Consider the following 16,831-nt stretch of genomic DNA (forward strand, 5'->3'; position numbering starts at 1 on the left):
TTTTTTAAGTGCTTGGATAATATTTATCCAAGCACTTTTTTAGCTTATTACATTACAGTAACTACTCGTGTATAGGAGGCCATATCTAAAGTACACGAATCTATTAATAAATATAATTTATATTTAAATTTCTTCTTTTTCTATTGCTCTCGCATTAATAATTCTGTTCTTATGCGTTTCTCCCCAGTCTTTCATAAGCAAAATGATTGGTTCGAGAGATCTTCCGAATTCGGTTAGGGAGTACTCTACTTTTGGGGGGATTTCTTTATAGATTTCACGGTGAACAATCCCGTCTTTTTCTAACTCTCTTAATTGTAAAGTCAGCATGCGCTGTGTAATGGCAGGATATAGTTTTCGGAACTCATTAAAACGTTTCTTTCCATCAATGAGATGATAAAGTATAATTCCTTTCCATTTTCCACCTATTACGTCTAATGTGGTTTCGACCGGGCACCCGACTTTACTGGGGGAATAGTCAAAGCCTACTTTTTGGTTTCTCATCCATTTTCACTCCCTGTAGTATACAGTTTTATACTATGTTTAATTAATGTGCGTACTTCCTCTAATTTATTACAAAATATACAATATAATCATACCAAAAATAACAAGGAGGTCTATATATGAAAACATTAGTACTCATTGCACATCCACATATTGAATCTTCTCGAGTAAATAAAAAATGGAAGGAATCAGCTTTGAATCAAACGGATGTAACGGTTCATGATCTGTATGAAACATATTGTGATCAACCCATTGATGTGAAGTTTGAACAGCAGCTGCTTCTTGCTCATGATCGTATTGTTTTTCAGTTTCCATTGTACTGGTACAGCAGTCCGCCACTTTTAAAACAGTGGTTTGATGAAGTGTTTACCTTTGGATGGGCTCATGGTCCTGGTGGAACGAAGCTGACGGGAAAGGAGTGGGTGCTGGCTATTTCCATCGGTTCGCCTGAACATTCTTATCAAGCGGGTGGGTATAATTTATTTTCAGTAAGCGAAATAACAAAGCCGTTCCAGGCATCTGCTAGTTTAGTTGGCATGACCTACCTTCCTCCTTTTGTAGAATATCGTTCCAATAAAATTAGTGACTATGATATTAGTCAAAGTTCAATTCGCTATGTAAAGCATATTACAAATACAGAATTAAATCCGAAAATTCGTTTTCGTAATTATTTAAAACAGCTAGACGAAAATACCTTGTCTGTTAATGAATAAACAAAGGGAAAAAGAAAGAGCATCTAATGTGGTGATTAGATGCTCTTTTTAATACTTAGAAGCAGCATATGGCATACATTCTATTTTCTGAATAATTGAAGGTTTTGAGAGGACATAATCGTATAAATATAGAACTGAGTAGTAAGTCACTACCTGTTATATGATTAAAGATTCTTGGTTTACAGTGCAAACGATTGATGATAAAACTTATGCCATTAGCGAATATAGGCATTGGGAAAAAGTCCATTCTTTTTTGCTTATCGGAGAAAATAAAGCTGTGCTTATAGATACAGGGCTTGGGATTGATAGCATAATGTATTTATTAGCAATAGAAGGTACTGTAAATAGTTAACTTTCTTTAAGGGTTACGAAAGAATTCACTAAAAAAAATCTGTATTTTACACATTAAATATAAGGTGAAATTAACTTTATTTTCCTTTTTGTCGCTATTAACATGAGAGGAATGGTTGTTTTGTCTAATAAATTAGAAATAAATAATGATATTCGAGATAATTTACGTTCCAACTGTTCAAGTTGTTTTGGTTTGTGCTGCGTAGCTTTACCTTATGCACAATCTGCTGATTTCGCATTTAATAAAGATGGCGCGACCCCTTGTCGTCATTTACAGTCAAACTATTCATGTTCCATTCATAAAAACCTTATCACTACGGGATTCAAAGGCTGTGTGGGGTATGAATGTTTTGGTGCAGGTCAAAGAGTTTCTCAAGTTATATATATAGGAAATGATTGGAGAGCTAACAAAACAAGGGCTAAAGAAATGTTTCAGGTATTTCCTATTGTTCAGCAACTGCATGAAATGCTGTGGTATTTAAGTGGGGCACTCCAATTTCAAGCTACAAAACCAATTCACAATGATTTGAAAATTTCTTTTGAAGAAACTGAAAGCCTGATCAAACAAAGCCCAGAGGATATTTTAAAAATTGATGTACATGAACATCGAATGAAAGTGAAGGACTTGCTTGTACGTACAAGTGAATTGGTGCGTCCTAAAACATCTAATAAAAAGTTGGGAAAGAAATTCAAGCGTAGTAGTGACTATATCGGTGCTAAGCTAAGAAGAGCTAATTTTAGAGGAGCTAATTTAAAGGGAGCGTTATTTATAGCTGCTGATCTTAGAGCTGCTGATCTCCGATTAACTGATCTTATTGGTGCAGACTTTAGGGATGCTGATTTGAGCGGTGCCGACCTGACAGGAAGTATTTTTCTTACTCAGGCACAGGTGAATGCGGCAAAGGGAAATGTACATACAAAGTTGCCGTCTGCTTTAGCAATCCCAGAACATTGGGTAAAAGGAGGAGCTCAAGGACTAGTTCGATAGTTCTTGAGCTCCTTTTTTATGCTTAGAACCGCGCTTATATAAACTGTGTTTATATAAATGGTAAATTTTTGAAAAATTAAGTGATTATCTTTTTAAATAGTGATAACCTTTTCATTGTAGTAAATATTGATGAAAAAGGGGCAGAGTGAGATGAATATGAAGATTGATACTTTACCAAATTACCGAATTGCATATGTGAGACAAGTTGGGCCATATGGTCCTCATAATGTTAAAGTGATGGAGAAGTTAAAACGTTTGGCTAAAAAGAAGGGATTGTTTACTAAAGATTCAATAATTCTGAGCATCGCACGGGACAATCCTGAAGAAACAGCTCCTGAGAATTGTCGCTATGATGCCGGTATCGTCATTTCTAGTGAATATCACGTTGACGATGATTTTAGTGAAGATCAATTAGTAGGGGGACAGTATGCAATATACAAAGTTAAGCATACTGCAGAAGAAATTCAAAAAGCGTGGGCTACCATTTTTTCTGCCTTGTTAGAAGCGGGTTATGAAGTTGATCCGAGGCCAATCTTTGAACGATATTATGGTGACAACAATGAGATTGATTATTGTGATATTTGTGTACCTATAACATTAAAAAAATAACAGCTTTTTATTTGAAAGGATAAGTAAACTTAATTCTGTCATTATTTCTTGTTAGGGTTTAATCGTATTTGAAAAGGGGTATAGTATTCTTTAGTCAAGGCACCAGAATAATTGCCGCAAATGTTATACCCTTTGCAATCGATATGGATACACTGTTCTAAAAGCAGCCGTACACTCTAAAACAAAGGGGAAAACATCTAGCTTTGACAGACAAGAATGCAAAGCGTAGAATTGTTCTAATGAATAGATAATTTACTATTTTAAAAGGCTTAAAATTTAGGTTGATTTTATATAAGGGAGCGTACATATTTGAAAAATCAGTTTGCTCAATTAATACAGAATAATGAAAGCGTTCATATTTACTACAATATTGACGATATGAAAAGTTACTTAGACAATCTTGTGTCTTATATTGTTTCGGGTATTGAACAGAAGAGACATACTTTAGTTATAGAAAGTGAAAGATTAATTCCATTAATTTTTGAAAAATTAGAGGGAATTCTAACTAAAGATCAATTAACCTATATACATACTATTAATAATTTTGATTATTACTGTTCAAGTGGAAGTTTTCAGCCTGCCATAATCTTTGAACACCTTTCTAGACACTTAGATCCTTTCTATAAAAACAATACATCTTTTCAAATATGGGCTCATGTAGAATGGGGACAGCAAGAAGGAATTATACCTATTCTAGAAGAGTTTGAGAATGAAGCCGATAAATTAGTAAATGAAGGCGGATTGTATTTAGTATGCGCTTATGATGAAGAGAGAGTACCAGAAGTTCTTAAGCTCGCTTTAATGAAATGCCATCCATACGTAATTTTAGAAAACAAAATTGCGCCATCCCATTTATATGTAATGACAGATGCAGTGTAATTGCTATTTTGGTTGGGATTTGCTCATAAAAACACAGGTGAATAGAGAACAAATAAAGAGCCTTATACTTTAAGGCTCTTTATTTATTGTTTTCGAAAGTTATTATGTTAACTAAAATTGCATCTTGAATAGCTTGTTTAAGTTTGTGAAAACTTATGAACAGAAGAAAAAAGCCTGCATAACTGTGCATGAAATGTAGGATAGCTCTATTCAAATCTTGCTATTCTGATAATAAGGGAGGTCATATAAATGGATTTGCTTAGAAATATGAATAGAGCTTTAGACTATATTGAGGAGAATTTAACCAATGATATCGATTTTAGAGAAGTAGCAAGACTGGCTCTTTGCTCTGAGTATCACTTTAAAAGAATGTTTTCTTTTCTTGCAGGTATTACTTTATCAGAATATATTCGCCGAAGACGACTTACACTTGCAGCATTTGAACTTAAAGATAGTAACATCAAAGTCATTGATGTTGCGATCAAGTACAATTACAGCTCACCAGATTCGTTTACAAGAGCTTTTCAAAATTTGCATGGTATAACTCCTTTCGAAGCTAAAAAGAGCGGCAGTTCACTTAAAGCATTTCCAAAAATGACCTTTCAGTTATCAATTAAAGGGGGAAATGAGATGAATTATCGCGTTGAAAAAAAAAGAAGACTTTCATATAGTCGGTATTAAAGAAAGAGTTCCAATAATCTTTCATGGAGTCAATCCAAAGATTGCTGCTATGTGGGAAAGCTTGAACGATGAAACAATACGTGAATTAAAAGAACTTTCTAATGTTACACCATTAGGTTTGCTTAGTGCATCTGTGAACTTTTCTGAAGGGAGAATGGAGGAAAAAGGGCAGCTGGACCATTATATCGGTGTAGCCACAACTAAGGATTGTCCCGATCATTTAGTACAACTCGAAGTGCTAGCTGGAACATGGGCTGTATTCGAAGCAGTCGGACCATTTCCTGACACATTACAAGATGTATGGGGACGAATTTATTCAGAATGGTTTCCGGCCTCAACTTATGAACAAGTAGAAGGACCGGAAATCTTATGGAATGAACATAAAAATGTAACGTCGCCAACCTTTAAAAGTGAAATATGGATACCCGTGTTAAAAAAGTAATGATGACTCCGTAATGGAGAGCAAAGGTAGATTGCAAATGTGATCTACCTTTGCTACTTTAGAGCTTTCTATCAACTACATTACGTTGACTAAATAAATATGTACCGCCCTTACATAAAAAGCAGAAAAAGCTCCCTATTTCCGTAGGGAGCTTTTCTGCTAGGAGAATTATTTCTCACATAGTCGATACGTTGCGGTATCTTGAGTAGTTTAAGCAAACACTGGAATATTATTCGCTTTTTAACTTACAGCTTTTAATTTTAATCTTGCTTTAGAGTTTAAGCTCCATAAACTAAGTAATACGGTCATTAACCCAAGTATGACGCTAGACCAAAGCACCCCGTCTGTTAATGAATAAATAAAGGGAAAAAGAATAAACCATAATCCGGTAATGAGTGAAATCCAATTTTGCCATGAATTCCATCCGGGTTTAGTAACTCCCCAAAAAGACATAATCACTTGAAGGGTTCCAAATACAATACTTGCTGACGTAGCCCCTGCATTATATGAAAACCCAAGCATCCACGGGGTCATAACAAACCAAATACCAATTACGGCGTTAGCGATTCCTCTTGCTTTCATCATTATCCCCCCTCAAATTATGACACTCGTAGTGATGTCATGATTAAACTATATGTTTGGAAGTAACGTGTGTTGAGTATTCATCAACGCCTGTTGAGATTTTTTCAACTTTTCATGTAGGAACAAGCACTTCTGTTGATGAGTTCTCATAAGATGTTTCAAAATCAAGTATAAGAAAGAGAGTGAAAACAAATGTACTATTGCGTTAATTGCTGCAGATTGCAAAATGAATATCTTATTAAGAGTAAGTTATTTGAAAATGGAGTCTATATAGATCCATTTGTAGGAGAGAAAATCCCTTTAGGTATGTGTGCACATAGATGCAACCATGAGTCATGTGAGCCATGTAAAAAAGAAAAAATTATTAAAAAGGTTGTGCCAAAGGAATTATCTAAATTAAAGAAGGCAATAGAGTATTTACCTGCTCATCGTCATGGTTCAGAAAAAGTTCCATTTTCACAATAAATAGCGGCATGCCGCGTTCAGTTCCCTTAATAAAACTCAGTTTTTATTCCATAAGTTGATTCATCACTAGTTGTACAGCTATTGCATCGTCTAAATAACCGATTGGAAAGACGTAGTCTGGAATAATATCGGTAGGCAAAATAAAATACAATAGCGCACTTCCCAATATAGAGCGCTTGGCGGCTGAGGTTTCTTCGCTACAATATTCAAGATACATTTGCTTTAATTGGTCGATGAAAGTACCAACGCTTCCTACTTGCTCTATTTTGGATTGAAAGTTATTTATGATCATGCTGTGTCCTTCGTCTGTCTGTGCATATTGCTTATATTTTGTTAGTTCTTGTTTTACACGCTCAATCGTAAAGTTGGTATCTGCTATATTAAAAGATTTAAGTATTTCTTGAATTTTATCGATGGAGTAATGAATGCCTGTTTCTAGTTCATTTTCTGTATGGTTTGAAACAGCTTCAGCAGGATCAATCAATGCTTCAAGAGGCTTATTTAAATAGTGTGCAAATTGCTTTAAATGATGTAGATTTGCTTGCTGCTTGCCATTTATAATCCGTGAAATAGTTGCCGTATCAATCCCCGTAAGTGAGCTTAGTTTCCGCATAGATAAAGCATTTTCCTTTAATAAAGACCTTAATAACAGACCAAGGCTTTGGTCATTTTGGATGTTTGACATTGCGATTCACCTCTTTATATTTTTCAACGCGCAGTACTCATTTTATTGAAGGTTTATCAACAATATATGCAACAAGTGAGCAAATTTCCTCAATATTATCATCAAAAGGAGAATACAAAATGGAATGGTTATTCATTTTAGGTTTTGCTCTATCATCAAGTATAGATAACTTTGGTGTAGGAATATCTTATGGAGTACGAAAAATCAGGATAAAATGGCTTTCGAATTTATTAATAGCAGCTATTTGTTTCCTCTTTAGCATGACCGGGATTATGTTTGGCCGATGGCTTTCAACGATTTTACCAGGGGTGTTCCATGTTATTGTAGCCGTCGTATTATTAACGCTAATTGGAATTCGAATTATTTTATTAGTTGGTTCCCAAAAAAATAATGGAATTGATGAATTAGATAGTAGTGGTCAAGAAAACGTACGATATATTGGCTGGGTTGAAAGCAGTGTGCTAGGTGTTGCACTTTCAGCCAATGCACTTACAAACGGTCTAGGAGCGGGTTTACTTGGTTTATCACCTTTAGCTATTTCGCTCACATCAGCATTTGGTAGTTTTATAACGGTATGGCTAGGAGTAATGGTGGGGCAAAAAGCAGCAAATGTTCAAATTGGGAAGTTTACATTAGGTCAATTTGGAACGTTAATCAGCGGGATTACGATTTTAATTGTAGCTTTTACTCAAATATTCTAAAAGAAGAGACGCCATTTAAAGCAAGTGGCGTCTCTTCCTTATGTTTTAAGTTAGTACATTATGTTGATTAAGTTCGTATATCGTATACATCTTGTTTTTATATTTAATATGAATTTTTAATTAAAATCTCTATTCCTTAAAATGAAGTTTTTTCGTATCCGCTCTGTTTCATCTTCTGTAACTTCTGGATAGTGCCTAGATAAGACATTAGCTAGACTTTTACAAGACGTGAATATACTTCTGTGCCAATTGGTAACTACTAGACAAAGCAGTGAAGAAAGCTTACTTTTGGCTGAAAATATATCTAGTGATAAGGCATTGGCTTGACTGTATGGAGAGTTATGCATGTGATCCAAATCGATAATTAGCATAAAACAAGAAAAAGCAAAGAGAACATTCTCTATGCCTGGAATCGTTGTGGTATATTACATGAATTTTCAATTTTAGGTAATAATATTTACGAAAATAAAGTTTGAGGAGACAATTCATGCGTAAGTATAAAAGAAAATTGATCATTTCTTTAAGCGTGCTAATCTTTCCATGGTTAACCGTGCCTTTTATAGGAACAAAATCATTTGTCCGTTTTTTGCCTGTAGCTACTTTCGCTAACTTATTCATCATTGTGTTTACCGTCATTGCCAATCAGAAAAAATGGTTTAGAAATAATAATCCTTTATTTCCTAAAGCACCTATAGATTTTACTTATATTTTAGGTCCGCACTTAATAGGAACGCTTTGGATATTTAAGCTAACGTACGGCTCTTTTCTAAAATACATACTTGCCAATACGGTGTTAGACTAGTTTAATATTTTCCCTTTTGGCGGCGCTTTGAAAAAAGTGGGCATATTTAAAATGAAAAAGATGTCGCCAAGCATGTACTGGGGGATGACTACGGTTTTAGCCGTTGTTTTATATGGATATCAGTACATCGTGGAAAAAGTGATTAGGCAAACCAATGATTCTCACTCAAGATTATAAGCGCTTAAAGCAACTCTCCAAAAAAGATCTTCTAATAGCTGAAGGTCTTTTGTTATTTCTGTGGGGAGCTATGACGTATTTATTTAACTTTTTTTATTTTCCATAATAAGGTTGCAAGGAAGGCACTAAAAAAGCCAATAGCAATTAAACAAAAACCAATTTGATACAAAATGAAATTCCAGCTGTCTGCAAAAGAAAAAAGTGTAATTCTTCCTGATTCTATAATATCAACGATAATAAATAATGAAAGGGTAATAAAATATATTAAAAAGAACTTTTTGTAGAAATAGCTTTTATAATCACTGCTCATTTTACTCACCTCAACTTAATTTTACGGCAAGTTTTTCTATATGTTTATTGTTTTTATTAAAAACGGCCTAATTTAGGGGGGGAATTATCATGAATTATAGCAAAGGCAGGTCTTTGTACTGCGTAGAAGGTACATGAGGGTAACTGAAAGTACACACCATATTTATAAATTATAATTTTTCACCTATATTTAATTCTGAATATTTGAATTTATTTATATTTAAAATTGATATAATAGATAGTAACAAAATTAGAAAGGGAGGAAGAAGTATGTTTAATCAATATCCTATTGGAAAATTTACCGTGAAGGAAAATATTCAGAAAGAAGATATTCAAGGTTGGATTCATGACATTGGAGATGCACCAAAGCAATTAGCTTATGCTGTAGAAGGGCTGACAAACGAGCAGTTAGCTACGCCTTATCGAGAAGGCGGTTGGAAATTAAGTCAAGTTGTCCATCATTTAGCTGACTCACATATGAATGCTTATACTCGTTTTAAATTAGGCTTAACAGAGCAAGCACCTACTATTAAGGCCTATGATGAAGTAGCTTGGTCCACTCTGCCTGATAATGATTTACCGATAGAAGTTTCTCTTCAACTTTTTTCAGCTTTACATAAGCGTCTTCATAAAGTTTTAAACTCACTTGATGAAAAAGATTTGAAGAAAATGATCCACCATCCTGAAAATGGGAAAGTGACGATTGAGCAATTAATAGCCACTTACGCTTGGCATGGAAAGCATCATATTGCTCATATTACGACATTAAGAAATCAAAAAGGATGGTAGAAAGGCATTTAACATATGTTAGAACTAAAAAAGCTCTTTTTAAAAGCTTTTTTGGTTCTAATAACATGACATTATGTTAATTAAAGAATATACAGCTTAAAAACAGAGAAACTCCCTCAATGCGTTAAGGAAGTTATTACTAAAATTGAAATAGTGATTCATTCATCCTGTATCTCGCTGGGTGATGACTTATTTTTATAAGCCATCAGATCTGACTTTTGAAACACCTAAGGCAAGGTTTTCCCACAAGGTTTGTTCAACCACTCCGGCGTCCACAGTATGACAATCCACAATGAGTATAACTTCCGAATGTTTGCCGCGTAAAAGGCGTTGATTTTTCTTGATTACTTTAAACATAAATAGTTTAATTCCTAGTCCTAAGATAAATCCGATAAAAGCACTAATTAGTCCCCAGTAGATGGGCCCCCAGCTTAGTTTAAAACCAATGCTTGCACCAATGACGGAAAAGGCTGTGGCTAAAGCCATTCCTAAATCAATAAGAGAAACTCCATCTGCTCGATGAAGGCTATCAAAAATCCGGCGATTTTCTGTTCGATTATTAAGAGGAACAATAAATATATCTTCTTTCTTTATCCCTTTTCTCTCTAGCTCCGAAACAGCTAACTCTATGTAACTGGAGTATTCAAATGTAGAAAAGACCTGCATGTTTTCACTCCACCTTTTTTCCTTTCGCAATACAAAAGCTTGGATGTTGATACATTTTTTCGAAGAAGATTTTTTGTTCTCTTTCAGCAAGTTTATTATTCTCAACCGTATTTATATAGGAGTCGAAGGTAGCAAAACCATATAGGGAAGGGAAAAATAACAGCCATTCTTTATTTAAAACGGAGGTAGCGTGTTTTATTTCTCCTAAAAATAGAAGAGAAATTCCTTCAAGCAGGTGAGAATAATAAAAGAAAACGACTGCCCAAACGATAACAAAGAAAGCACCGATGATGCGATGAATATAGAGTTGCCCTAGACCTGGCATCACCAAGGACCAAAAAACGGATAGGACGGGATTCCGTTTATCTAAATAGTTTATTTCCATAGCTCCTAGGCTAAAGGTATTGAACCGGTGGTTTTCTCGTTCAGCTAACACGTATATTCTATTTAAATCAACGGTTGTTCGGTAACTATCCCATATAGCAAAAATATAAACGGGAATATAAATAAGAAGCCACCTTGTATTAAGCACGTCTTTGGCCATATCAATGTTTCCTTGAAAAGAATAAATCATAGCTAAATTCACATTAGATTTAAGGTTTATGACGACTTCCCATACAAATAACACAAAGCCGCGAAGGTATTTAGATAGTAGCAAGTGTCCAAATCCTGGAAAAGCTGCTGACCACCAAGCGATAATATAGGGGTTTCTTAAATGGATTTGCGTCGTTCCAAATATACTGACATGAGCAATGTAGCGTCTTGCAGTATTGTCATTTTTATAATTATTCATATACGATCTCCTATGGTTTGGAAGGAAATATACTTTTTATACCTATCATTCATATTTAATATGGTCTTGTTTACTTATTTTATGCAATCCATTGATATACACTTAATCTTTGTCAAAATAGAGAATTCGTTGATAAGAAAAAGCTCTTTATTTTTCGATAGAGACCTTTTTTTACATGTTGTTTCTAACAATTGGTATTATGTTAATAAAGAGGTGGTTAGATGCTTCATGGCGTCTTGATTCGTTTGTTCAAGATATAGAAATATATTCAACTTTATGGCATTGGATATATTGGGTTGCTTTCAAATAGTCAGGTTAACGGGTACATAAAAGAAGGGCTGAATGGCGACGGACAAAATACAAACTAATTATTTTTCAGGTGGACAAGGCAGGCTCGCCTTTTATATATTGGGGATTAGACCGTTTGCCTTTGTGTTTCACCAGTATGGACCTGATGAAACACAACCGAAGTCACAGTATCTCCCGCGTCGAAATAGAGTAGACTGCTAAAAGTACCTCGGTTAATTGAGGTACTTTTATAGGTTCTTATACAAAGAGTGTGTGATCAAAAACTGCTTAAAGCGTTTTTTTAATCGCGCATTGCGCCTGCTTCTCGAGAAGTCATTGCACCTTGTCCTTCATTTACGTCTCTTTGGATTTCTTGTTTTACTTGTTGTGCATTTGTTGCAGAAGCTGTTGATTTTTCAGTAAAACCAGCATTTTCGTTAGCCGATTGATTTTGCTGCATATAATCTCTCCTTCTTTTTTTATTCGTACAAAAAGGAAGAATGGAGATCCATTCTTCCTTCAGCCATCGATTATAAAGTTGTCTTAGAAACGTCCGCCGCCCAGTTGTTGCTCAGACATTTGTACAAGACGTTTTGTGATTTCGCCACCTACTGATCCATTTGCACGTGCAGTTGTATCAGCACCAAGGTTTACACCAAATTCGCTCGCGATTTCATATTTCATTTGATCGATTGCTTGTTCAGCACCGTATACTAATAATTCATTGTTATTGCTGTTGTTGTTTGCCATGTTGTGTCACCTCCTTGTTTTTCTTAAGTTTCCTATTGTGGAAGAGATGTATTCGTGGTAAATAATGGATGTGTATTTCCTTGTTATGATGACATACTAATTTTTAGAAACAACCGACACTGTAAAAAGTGGGATTAGATGTTTCATTTCCTTGTGACTAAAAACTAAACGCTTGCCATGTGTAGGAGGGAGAATGACAATTCGTTTGTCATTCTTTTTTCATGTTCATGGGTATATTATTTGAAGGAAAAAAGACTAACTCTATAAAGAGTTAGTCTTTTGCTTGATGAAAACAATCAATATTCAAAAAGCTGCCTCAAAGGATTGCTTTTTATATCTGTTTTAAGAGTTAGGTTTATTGATTCTATCCATTGCTTCTTGAACTGCATTTACAACAAAAGGATCTTTTTCCTTCAAATCATTCACGCTGATTTCACCTGATTGTAAACCTCTGCAGATTTCATGGATATCTTCTTCAATTGTAATCGGCAGCTTATTTTCTGTAAGCATGTTACTTAATTCATTTGCTAACATTTTTTGTTGATCCATGGGATACCCTCCTCGTCATGTAAAAGCATAAATTGATCAAGCTTATTTCTTTTCTTTGCCTTCTTGCTGATTCTGTAATTTTTCAATTCCAGTGTTTGATTCAAATCCAACTCGATAAGTTCCAGATTTTTGTTTTTTTACTGAATCTGGCATTTGATACTGCTTTAGATCATCTTGAAACTGTCTTGTGCTAGGGTTTCCTTCCACTTATATTCCTCCTCAGCAAAGTAAGTTTTGGCGCTTTAGTTTCCCCATTTCATAAAACAATTAAGCATGTTTTACATGTCTCTTTGCAACAAGTATCTAATTAATTCCCGAGAAATAAAAATATAACTTAACCTTCCACTTATTTTATCTTCAAATTTTCAAACAATAGGGACAGGAGGTGTTTTAATGCCAAAGAAAGACTTTAAAGACGTTGATAATTCAGGAATTGCAGAAAGAGTTGATTATAACAACTATAAAAATAAAGATAGCAATAATGACCCTACGCTTAACCGTATTGTCGAAGAAGACGGACGTGCTCTTGACCCAAGGGAATCCTTAGAAAATTTCTTTACTGACCTTGAAGGCGAAGAGCCACAAGAAATTACAACGTAATAAAAAAAGTAGAAATCGGCGGATCTTTTTTAGCGAAAAGAACTATGAAACGTAGCTATTTTTATTAGAGGATTTGCTGTAAACGAGTTAACATGATTTAAAAAAATGAGGGCTATTAATAGAGGTGAAGTTAATGTCGCATACAGAAACTGAACGAACAACGTATATGTATGATCCTTTCACTATACAAGGTCTTGAAATGAATATACCTAAAGAAGACGAAGGTAGCCAACCGCTAATAAATCGTTCAGGACTGAGTACCTCTACGTTCAAAACAAATATGAATAGAGAACATTTTGAACGTTATATTTATTAGCAGGAATATTCTGCAGCGTTTTATTTTATAAAAAGATCCTTCTATTTTATATGTTAGAAGGATCTTTCCACTAAATATTTTCATTTCAGTGTAGTAATCAATTGCTTGTGCCTAAGGTATTGGAAAATTCATCTTGGTTTTAGGCGTGGATAGGTAAAGCGGTTAGTATTTTTATATATATTGTCTGTACATCCATTGTAGAAAGGATTTCACGAAATGCAGAAGCAAACCTTACTTTTTAATTTAGACGATACGCTTGTTCACTGTAATAAATATTTTAGAGACACCATAAATGCTTTTGTGGCTCAATTGCAGGAGTGGTTTGAGAATCTGACTAAGGAAGAAATAAAACAAAAGCAGTTAGAGATAGATTTAAAAAGTATCGAAAAGTATGGCCTTCACTCTTCCCGTTTTCCAGAATCATTAGTAGCTACTTATTTATTTTTTAGTGAACAAAATCATCAAGATATCCATGACGAGAGAGTCGAAAGAGTCAAAAAAATTGGCCAAAGTGTATTTGAAGTACCGATAGAGCCTCTGCCAAATATGTATGAAGTATTAGATAAGCTTAAAGAACAAGGACATAATCTCTACTTACACACAGGTGGAGACGAGGAAAACCAAGGTAGAAAAATTGTTCAGCTAGAGCTAGCTAAATATTTTGAAAAAAGGGTATTCATTTCTGAACAAAAAGATAAATCTGCATTAAAAGAGATACTAAACCAAATTAAGTACGATCCAAAAAAGACTTGGATGATTGGCAATTCATTAAAAACCGATATAAGACCGGCAGTAGAAGTTGGGATACATGCGATTCATGTACCTTCTGAACTGGAGTGGAGCTATAACCAAGTTGAAATTGATATTGCGCCAAAAGGTAAAATGATAACCGTTCATTCACTGCTGGAAGTTCCAGAAATCATTCAAAAGCACGCTCAAGAAACGGTTGTGTCCACCTAAGGTCATATGTAAACAAAATATACAGAAACAGCTAACCGTTGATTAAACCTTACCTAACAGTAGCCAGATAAAGCTCTTATGTTTTTTCTAATCAACTCACATACTATACAGAGGAGGTGACTGATATGGGAGGTCAATCCAAAGAATCAGAAAAAATGATATGTGAAGATCATAATTCTCCAGTTGATGAAAGAAGCTACGATTTATACGAAGCGACGCGTAATTCACTTTTACGTAATGAATTAGACGATAAAAACAAAACCATTTTAAATAATATTGATAACGGAGCGATGGATGTTAATCTTGAGGAATAATGGGCATTAAAAAACCTTTTATTTCTTAGTATCATAGCTATGTTACTAAGGATAGACATTTTTTCTCTTAGTAAAAAAGACCCTAACTATTTAGGGTCTTTTTTAGGTATTTGTCCAAACATTCTATGGTTGTTTCACATACAGTAATAGGAGTCTACTAACAGAAAGGAGAAGATTTTTAATATGAGAAACAACTATCCTTATCAGCACTCTAATTACGGTGGTTATCACGGGGCTATGTATCCTCAGCAAGGTAACTGCGGTTATCCTCAAGCTAAACCTTGTGGTCAAATGCCTCCTCAAACCATGCCTGCTCAGTATGACCCAGTTAAACAAAATACATCTTTTACTGGTCAAGATGTGTTTGTGCCAGTGGTGCATCCGAGTCATACTACAAATGTTTATCAAAAAAATTATAAATATATGCACTCATTCCCGCATACAGAATCCGTTGTATGTCAGGAAACGCACCAACATTTTTGTGCTCCAAGCTGTCCTCCTAGACCTCGTCCTTGGTGCTGATAGCCAAAAAAGCTCCTTCATTTTAACAATGAAGGGTTTTTACTATGTGACATTTAGGATGTTATTTAGCTATCGTTAAACAAAATAGCCCATTTTAGACCAAAATCCAATCGATATGAGCTGTGTCTACATATAATACCTTAACCCATGTAAGTTTAAAGTTTTTTCCTTTAGTTAAATATCACGAAAGGAAGTGTTTGTATGTCTAGTTATGGTGGAGCTGGTTCTGGTTTTGCTTTATTAGTTGTTCTGTTTATTCTTCTTGTCATTATTGGATGCAGCTGTTACGGTCGCGGATTTGGCTGTTAATAACAATAAAAAAGTCTTTCTCTAATTTGAGAAAGACTTTTTTATTCGAGGTTGTGAGGGAGTGCTTTTATACGCAATAGAACTGATTGGGCGGAATTCAAACACTCTATTGCAGAGGGTGTACAACTCATATATGGGATCTGAGGATGCTTCATTGTATGTAAAAGAAACTAAAAGGTTATTGTTTTTTTTATAGTGGTATAAAACGTAGTCTATCCACTTCGTGGAGCACATTTCGTTTTTTATCATATGCTAAATGTATGAAGAAGAAGGAGGTGGAGTTTATGTTCTTTGGCGGTTATGGCGGAGGTTGTGGCTATGGTTATGGCGGCGGCTGCGGTTACGGCGGTGGCAGTGGTTTTGCTTTAATTATCGTGCTGTTTATCTTATTAATCATTATTGGCTGTGCTTGTTGGGGAGGATTTGGCGGTTGCTAATTATTAGCCTGCCTTTATCTCTAACTTAAAAAAGTTAGCTTTATGCTAGCTTTTTTTCTGTGTTGAATTTGTACATGTCCAGTGATTACGCTTTGTATTAGCCGCGTTAACCAATGGTTTACAGCTTGTTACTAAGCGTTTATGGAATTTTTTACATATTTATTGTAAGCTAAGCCTTAGAGGTGATGAGAGTGAATTTAGGGGAACAGCTGCAGAAGTTAAGGGAAGAAAAAAAGATGTCCAGGGAAGACTTAGCTGGGGAAATGAATGTATCTAGACAAGCCGTCTATAAGTGGGAAAATAATAAAGGGTATCCGGATATTGAGAACCTTATTAAGTTAAGTGAGCTTTATAATGTGACGCTGGATGAATTGATTAAGGGAGATCAGAAGTTTCAAAAGAAAATTGCAATAGATGGAGAGGAAGAGGAGCCAGCTACTCCAGGGTTCGTCATAGGGATTATCATTGTATTTATAGGAATATTTTTTGACTTGGGTAAATTTTCATTCTGTGTTTCGATACTAGGGTTTGCAATTATGCTTTTTTATAACGAATTAAAACAAACGTTTTGGAATATAAAAAAAGATTTTAAGGAAGAAAGGTAAGTGGACAGGCTTTAAGGAACCTTAAAGCCTGTTTTTGTACTTGTAGTC

The 16,831-nt window shown here is 34.8% G+C and carries 28 protein-coding genes and 2 pseudogenes; 20 read left to right on the top strand and 10 right to left on the bottom strand.

The features are described 5' to 3' along the window. Window positions 1-123 precede the first annotated feature (123 nt). Complete coding sequence (locus SCI76_RS21630) at window positions 124-501, bottom strand: helix-turn-helix domain-containing protein (protein WP_013058468.1); 378 nt, start codon at window positions 499-501, stop codon at window positions 124-126. A 119-nt stretch (window positions 502-620) separates the two neighbouring features. Here SCI76_RS21630 and SCI76_RS21635 point away from each other — a divergent pair, with 119 nt between their 5' ends. The 6 genes and pseudogenes from SCI76_RS21635 to SCI76_RS21660 all read left to right on the top strand — a co-directional run bounded on the left by SCI76_RS21635 (window position 621) and on the right by SCI76_RS21660 (window position 5,164). Then, window positions 621-1,214, top strand: coding sequence for an NAD(P)H-dependent oxidoreductase (locus SCI76_RS21635; protein ID WP_048020444.1), 594 nt, complete (start codon window positions 621-623; stop codon window positions 1,212-1,214). Between the two features lie 160 nt (window positions 1,215-1,374). Then, on the top strand, window positions 1,375-1,566 hold the full coding sequence (locus tag SCI76_RS21640) for a hypothetical protein (RefSeq protein ID WP_048020446.1): 192 nt from the start codon (window positions 1,375-1,377) through the stop codon (window positions 1,564-1,566). Between the two features lie 120 nt (window positions 1,567-1,686). Continuing rightward, window positions 1,687-2,553 (top strand): pentapeptide repeat-containing protein, encoded by an 867-nt coding sequence (locus SCI76_RS21645; RefSeq protein ID WP_328179585.1) that lies wholly within the window; start codon window positions 1,687-1,689, stop codon window positions 2,551-2,553. Between the two features lie 150 nt (window positions 2,554-2,703). After that, window positions 2,704-3,162, top strand: a complete 459-nt coding sequence (locus tag SCI76_RS21650; protein WP_048019290.1) for a GyrI-like domain-containing protein — start codon at window positions 2,704-2,706, stop codon at window positions 3,160-3,162. Window positions 3,163-3,471: 309 nt separating this feature from the next. After that, window positions 3,472-4,041 (top strand): MEDS domain-containing protein, encoded by a 570-nt coding sequence (locus SCI76_RS21655; RefSeq protein WP_407544300.1) that lies wholly within the window; start codon window positions 3,472-3,474, stop codon window positions 4,039-4,041. Between the two features lie 249 nt (window positions 4,042-4,290). Then, a pseudogene (locus SCI76_RS21660) lies at window positions 4,291-5,164 on the top strand (GyrI-like domain-containing protein). Between the two features lie 240 nt (window positions 5,165-5,404). Here SCI76_RS21660 and SCI76_RS21665 read toward each other — a convergent pair. After that, window positions 5,405-5,749, bottom strand: a complete 345-nt coding sequence (locus SCI76_RS21665) for an SPW repeat protein (RefSeq protein WP_328179587.1) — start codon at window positions 5,747-5,749, stop codon at window positions 5,405-5,407. Window positions 5,750-5,938: 189 nt separating this feature from the next. On the opposite strand from SCI76_RS21665, the gene SCI76_RS21670 reads away from it, so the two are divergent. Further along, window positions 5,939-6,211 carry a DUF3973 domain-containing protein gene (locus SCI76_RS21670; protein WP_328179589.1) on the top strand — a complete coding sequence of 91 codons (273 nt, stop codon included), beginning with the start codon at window positions 5,939-5,941 and terminating at the stop codon, window positions 6,209-6,211. 43 nt (window positions 6,212-6,254) lie between these two features. On the opposite strand, the gene SCI76_RS21675 is transcribed toward SCI76_RS21670, so the two are convergent. After that, complete coding sequence (locus SCI76_RS21675; RefSeq protein ID WP_328179590.1) at window positions 6,255-6,896, bottom strand: DUF1232 domain-containing protein; 642 nt, start codon at window positions 6,894-6,896, stop codon at window positions 6,255-6,257. Window positions 6,897-7,015: 119 nt separating this feature from the next. On the opposite strand from SCI76_RS21675, the gene SCI76_RS21680 reads away from it, so the two are divergent. The 3 genes from SCI76_RS21680 (at window position 7,016) to SCI76_RS21690 (ending at window position 8,576) form a co-directional block, all read left to right on the top strand. Next, complete coding sequence (locus SCI76_RS21680; RefSeq protein ID WP_034267523.1) at window positions 7,016-7,597, top strand: manganese efflux pump; 582 nt, start codon at window positions 7,016-7,018, stop codon at window positions 7,595-7,597. A gap of 487 nt (window positions 7,598-8,084) precedes the next feature. Next, the gene (locus tag SCI76_RS21685) at window positions 8,085-8,399 is read left to right on the top strand and encodes a hypothetical protein (RefSeq protein WP_328179591.1); all 315 of its coding nucleotides are present in this window, start codon (window positions 8,085-8,087) and stop codon (window positions 8,397-8,399) included. 51 nt (window positions 8,400-8,450) lie between these two features. Further along, the gene (locus tag SCI76_RS21690; protein WP_328179592.1) at window positions 8,451-8,576 is read left to right on the top strand and encodes a hypothetical protein; all 126 of its coding nucleotides are present in this window, start codon (window positions 8,451-8,453) and stop codon (window positions 8,574-8,576) included. 79 nt (window positions 8,577-8,655) lie between these two features. Here SCI76_RS21690 and SCI76_RS21695 read toward each other — a convergent pair whose 3' ends face one another. After that, on the bottom strand, window positions 8,656-8,886 hold the full coding sequence (locus SCI76_RS21695; protein WP_155007738.1) for a hypothetical protein: 231 nt from the start codon (window positions 8,884-8,886) through the stop codon (window positions 8,656-8,658). A 269-nt stretch (window positions 8,887-9,155) separates the two neighbouring features. On the opposite strand from SCI76_RS21695, the gene SCI76_RS21700 reads away from it, so the two are divergent. Next, window positions 9,156-9,674, top strand: a complete 519-nt coding sequence (locus SCI76_RS21700; RefSeq protein ID WP_328179593.1) for a YfiT family bacillithiol transferase — start codon at window positions 9,156-9,158, stop codon at window positions 9,672-9,674. A gap of 195 nt (window positions 9,675-9,869) precedes the next feature. Here the strand turns inward: SCI76_RS21700 and SCI76_RS21705 are convergent, their stop codons facing one another. After that, window positions 9,870-10,340, bottom strand: a complete 471-nt coding sequence (locus SCI76_RS21705; RefSeq protein WP_328179594.1) for a hypothetical protein — start codon at window positions 10,338-10,340, stop codon at window positions 9,870-9,872. 4 nt (window positions 10,341-10,344) lie between these two features. Further along, window positions 10,345-11,133 (bottom strand): hypothetical protein, encoded by a 789-nt coding sequence (locus tag SCI76_RS21710; protein WP_168761158.1) that lies wholly within the window; start codon window positions 11,131-11,133, stop codon window positions 10,345-10,347. 266 nt (window positions 11,134-11,399) lie between these two features. On the opposite strand from SCI76_RS21710, the pseudogene SCI76_RS21715 reads away from it, so the two are divergent. Next, window positions 11,400-11,501 (top strand): annotated as a pseudogene (locus tag SCI76_RS21715) (esterase); the annotation flags it as partial. A gap of 221 nt (window positions 11,502-11,722) precedes the next feature. On the opposite strand, the gene SCI76_RS21720 reads toward SCI76_RS21715, so the two are convergent. The 4 genes from SCI76_RS21720 to SCI76_RS21735 all read right to left on the bottom strand — a co-directional run bounded on the left by SCI76_RS21720 (window position 11,723) and on the right by SCI76_RS21735 (window position 12,927). Continuing rightward, the gene (locus SCI76_RS21720; RefSeq protein ID WP_196299089.1) at window positions 11,723-11,881 is read right to left on the bottom strand and encodes a hypothetical protein; all 159 of its coding nucleotides are present in this window, start codon (window positions 11,879-11,881) and stop codon (window positions 11,723-11,725) included. 83 nt (window positions 11,882-11,964) lie between these two features. Beyond that, window positions 11,965-12,171, bottom strand: coding sequence for a small, acid-soluble spore protein, alpha/beta type (locus SCI76_RS21725; RefSeq protein ID WP_407544305.1), 207 nt, complete (start codon window positions 12,169-12,171; stop codon window positions 11,965-11,967). A 342-nt stretch (window positions 12,172-12,513) separates the two neighbouring features. After that, on the bottom strand, window positions 12,514-12,720 hold the full coding sequence (locus SCI76_RS21730) for a hypothetical protein (RefSeq protein ID WP_016766362.1): 207 nt from the start codon (window positions 12,718-12,720) through the stop codon (window positions 12,514-12,516). Window positions 12,721-12,762: 42 nt separating this feature from the next. After that, complete coding sequence (locus tag SCI76_RS21735) at window positions 12,763-12,927, bottom strand: hypothetical protein (RefSeq protein WP_221832194.1); 165 nt, start codon at window positions 12,925-12,927, stop codon at window positions 12,763-12,765. A gap of 186 nt (window positions 12,928-13,113) precedes the next feature. Here SCI76_RS21735 and SCI76_RS21740 point away from each other — a divergent pair, with 186 nt between their 5' ends. The 8 genes from SCI76_RS21740 to SCI76_RS21775 all read left to right on the top strand — a co-directional run bounded on the left by SCI76_RS21740 (window position 13,114) and on the right by SCI76_RS21775 (window position 16,783). Then, window positions 13,114-13,320 (top strand): hypothetical protein, encoded by a 207-nt coding sequence (locus SCI76_RS21740; protein WP_028414907.1) that lies wholly within the window; start codon window positions 13,114-13,116, stop codon window positions 13,318-13,320. A 133-nt stretch (window positions 13,321-13,453) separates the two neighbouring features. Further along, window positions 13,454-13,636, top strand: a complete 183-nt coding sequence (locus SCI76_RS21745) for a hypothetical protein (protein ID WP_013058442.1) — start codon at window positions 13,454-13,456, stop codon at window positions 13,634-13,636. 216 nt (window positions 13,637-13,852) lie between these two features. Continuing rightward, window positions 13,853-14,596 carry an HAD family hydrolase gene (locus SCI76_RS21750; protein WP_048019302.1) on the top strand — a complete coding sequence of 248 codons (744 nt, stop codon included), beginning with the start codon at window positions 13,853-13,855 and terminating at the stop codon, window positions 14,594-14,596. 125 nt (window positions 14,597-14,721) lie between these two features. Then, a complete protein-coding gene (locus SCI76_RS21755) occupies window positions 14,722-14,910 on the top strand; it encodes a hypothetical protein (RefSeq protein WP_028414904.1) in 189 nt (62 codons plus the stop codon). Window positions 14,911-15,093: 183 nt separating this feature from the next. Further along, a complete protein-coding gene (locus SCI76_RS21760; RefSeq protein WP_063247130.1) occupies window positions 15,094-15,432 on the top strand; it encodes a CotD family spore coat protein in 339 nt (112 codons plus the stop codon). Window positions 15,433-15,633: 201 nt separating this feature from the next. Further along, complete coding sequence (locus tag SCI76_RS21765; protein WP_081213975.1) at window positions 15,634-15,741, top strand: YjcZ family sporulation protein; 108 nt, start codon at window positions 15,634-15,636, stop codon at window positions 15,739-15,741. A 284-nt stretch (window positions 15,742-16,025) separates the two neighbouring features. After that, on the top strand, window positions 16,026-16,178 hold the full coding sequence (locus SCI76_RS21770) for a YjcZ family sporulation protein (RefSeq protein ID WP_013058439.1): 153 nt from the start codon (window positions 16,026-16,028) through the stop codon (window positions 16,176-16,178). 191 nt (window positions 16,179-16,369) lie between these two features. Beyond that, window positions 16,370-16,783 carry a helix-turn-helix transcriptional regulator gene (locus SCI76_RS21775; RefSeq protein WP_328179596.1) on the top strand — a complete coding sequence of 138 codons (414 nt, stop codon included), beginning with the start codon at window positions 16,370-16,372 and terminating at the stop codon, window positions 16,781-16,783. The last annotated feature ends 48 nt before the right edge of the window (window positions 16,784-16,831 follow it).

Origin of the sequence: Priestia sp. HNGD-A6, assembly GCF_045784335.1 — a bacterium.
Taxonomy (GTDB): domain Bacteria; phylum Bacillota; class Bacilli; order Bacillales; family Bacillaceae_H; genus Priestia; species Priestia zanthoxyli.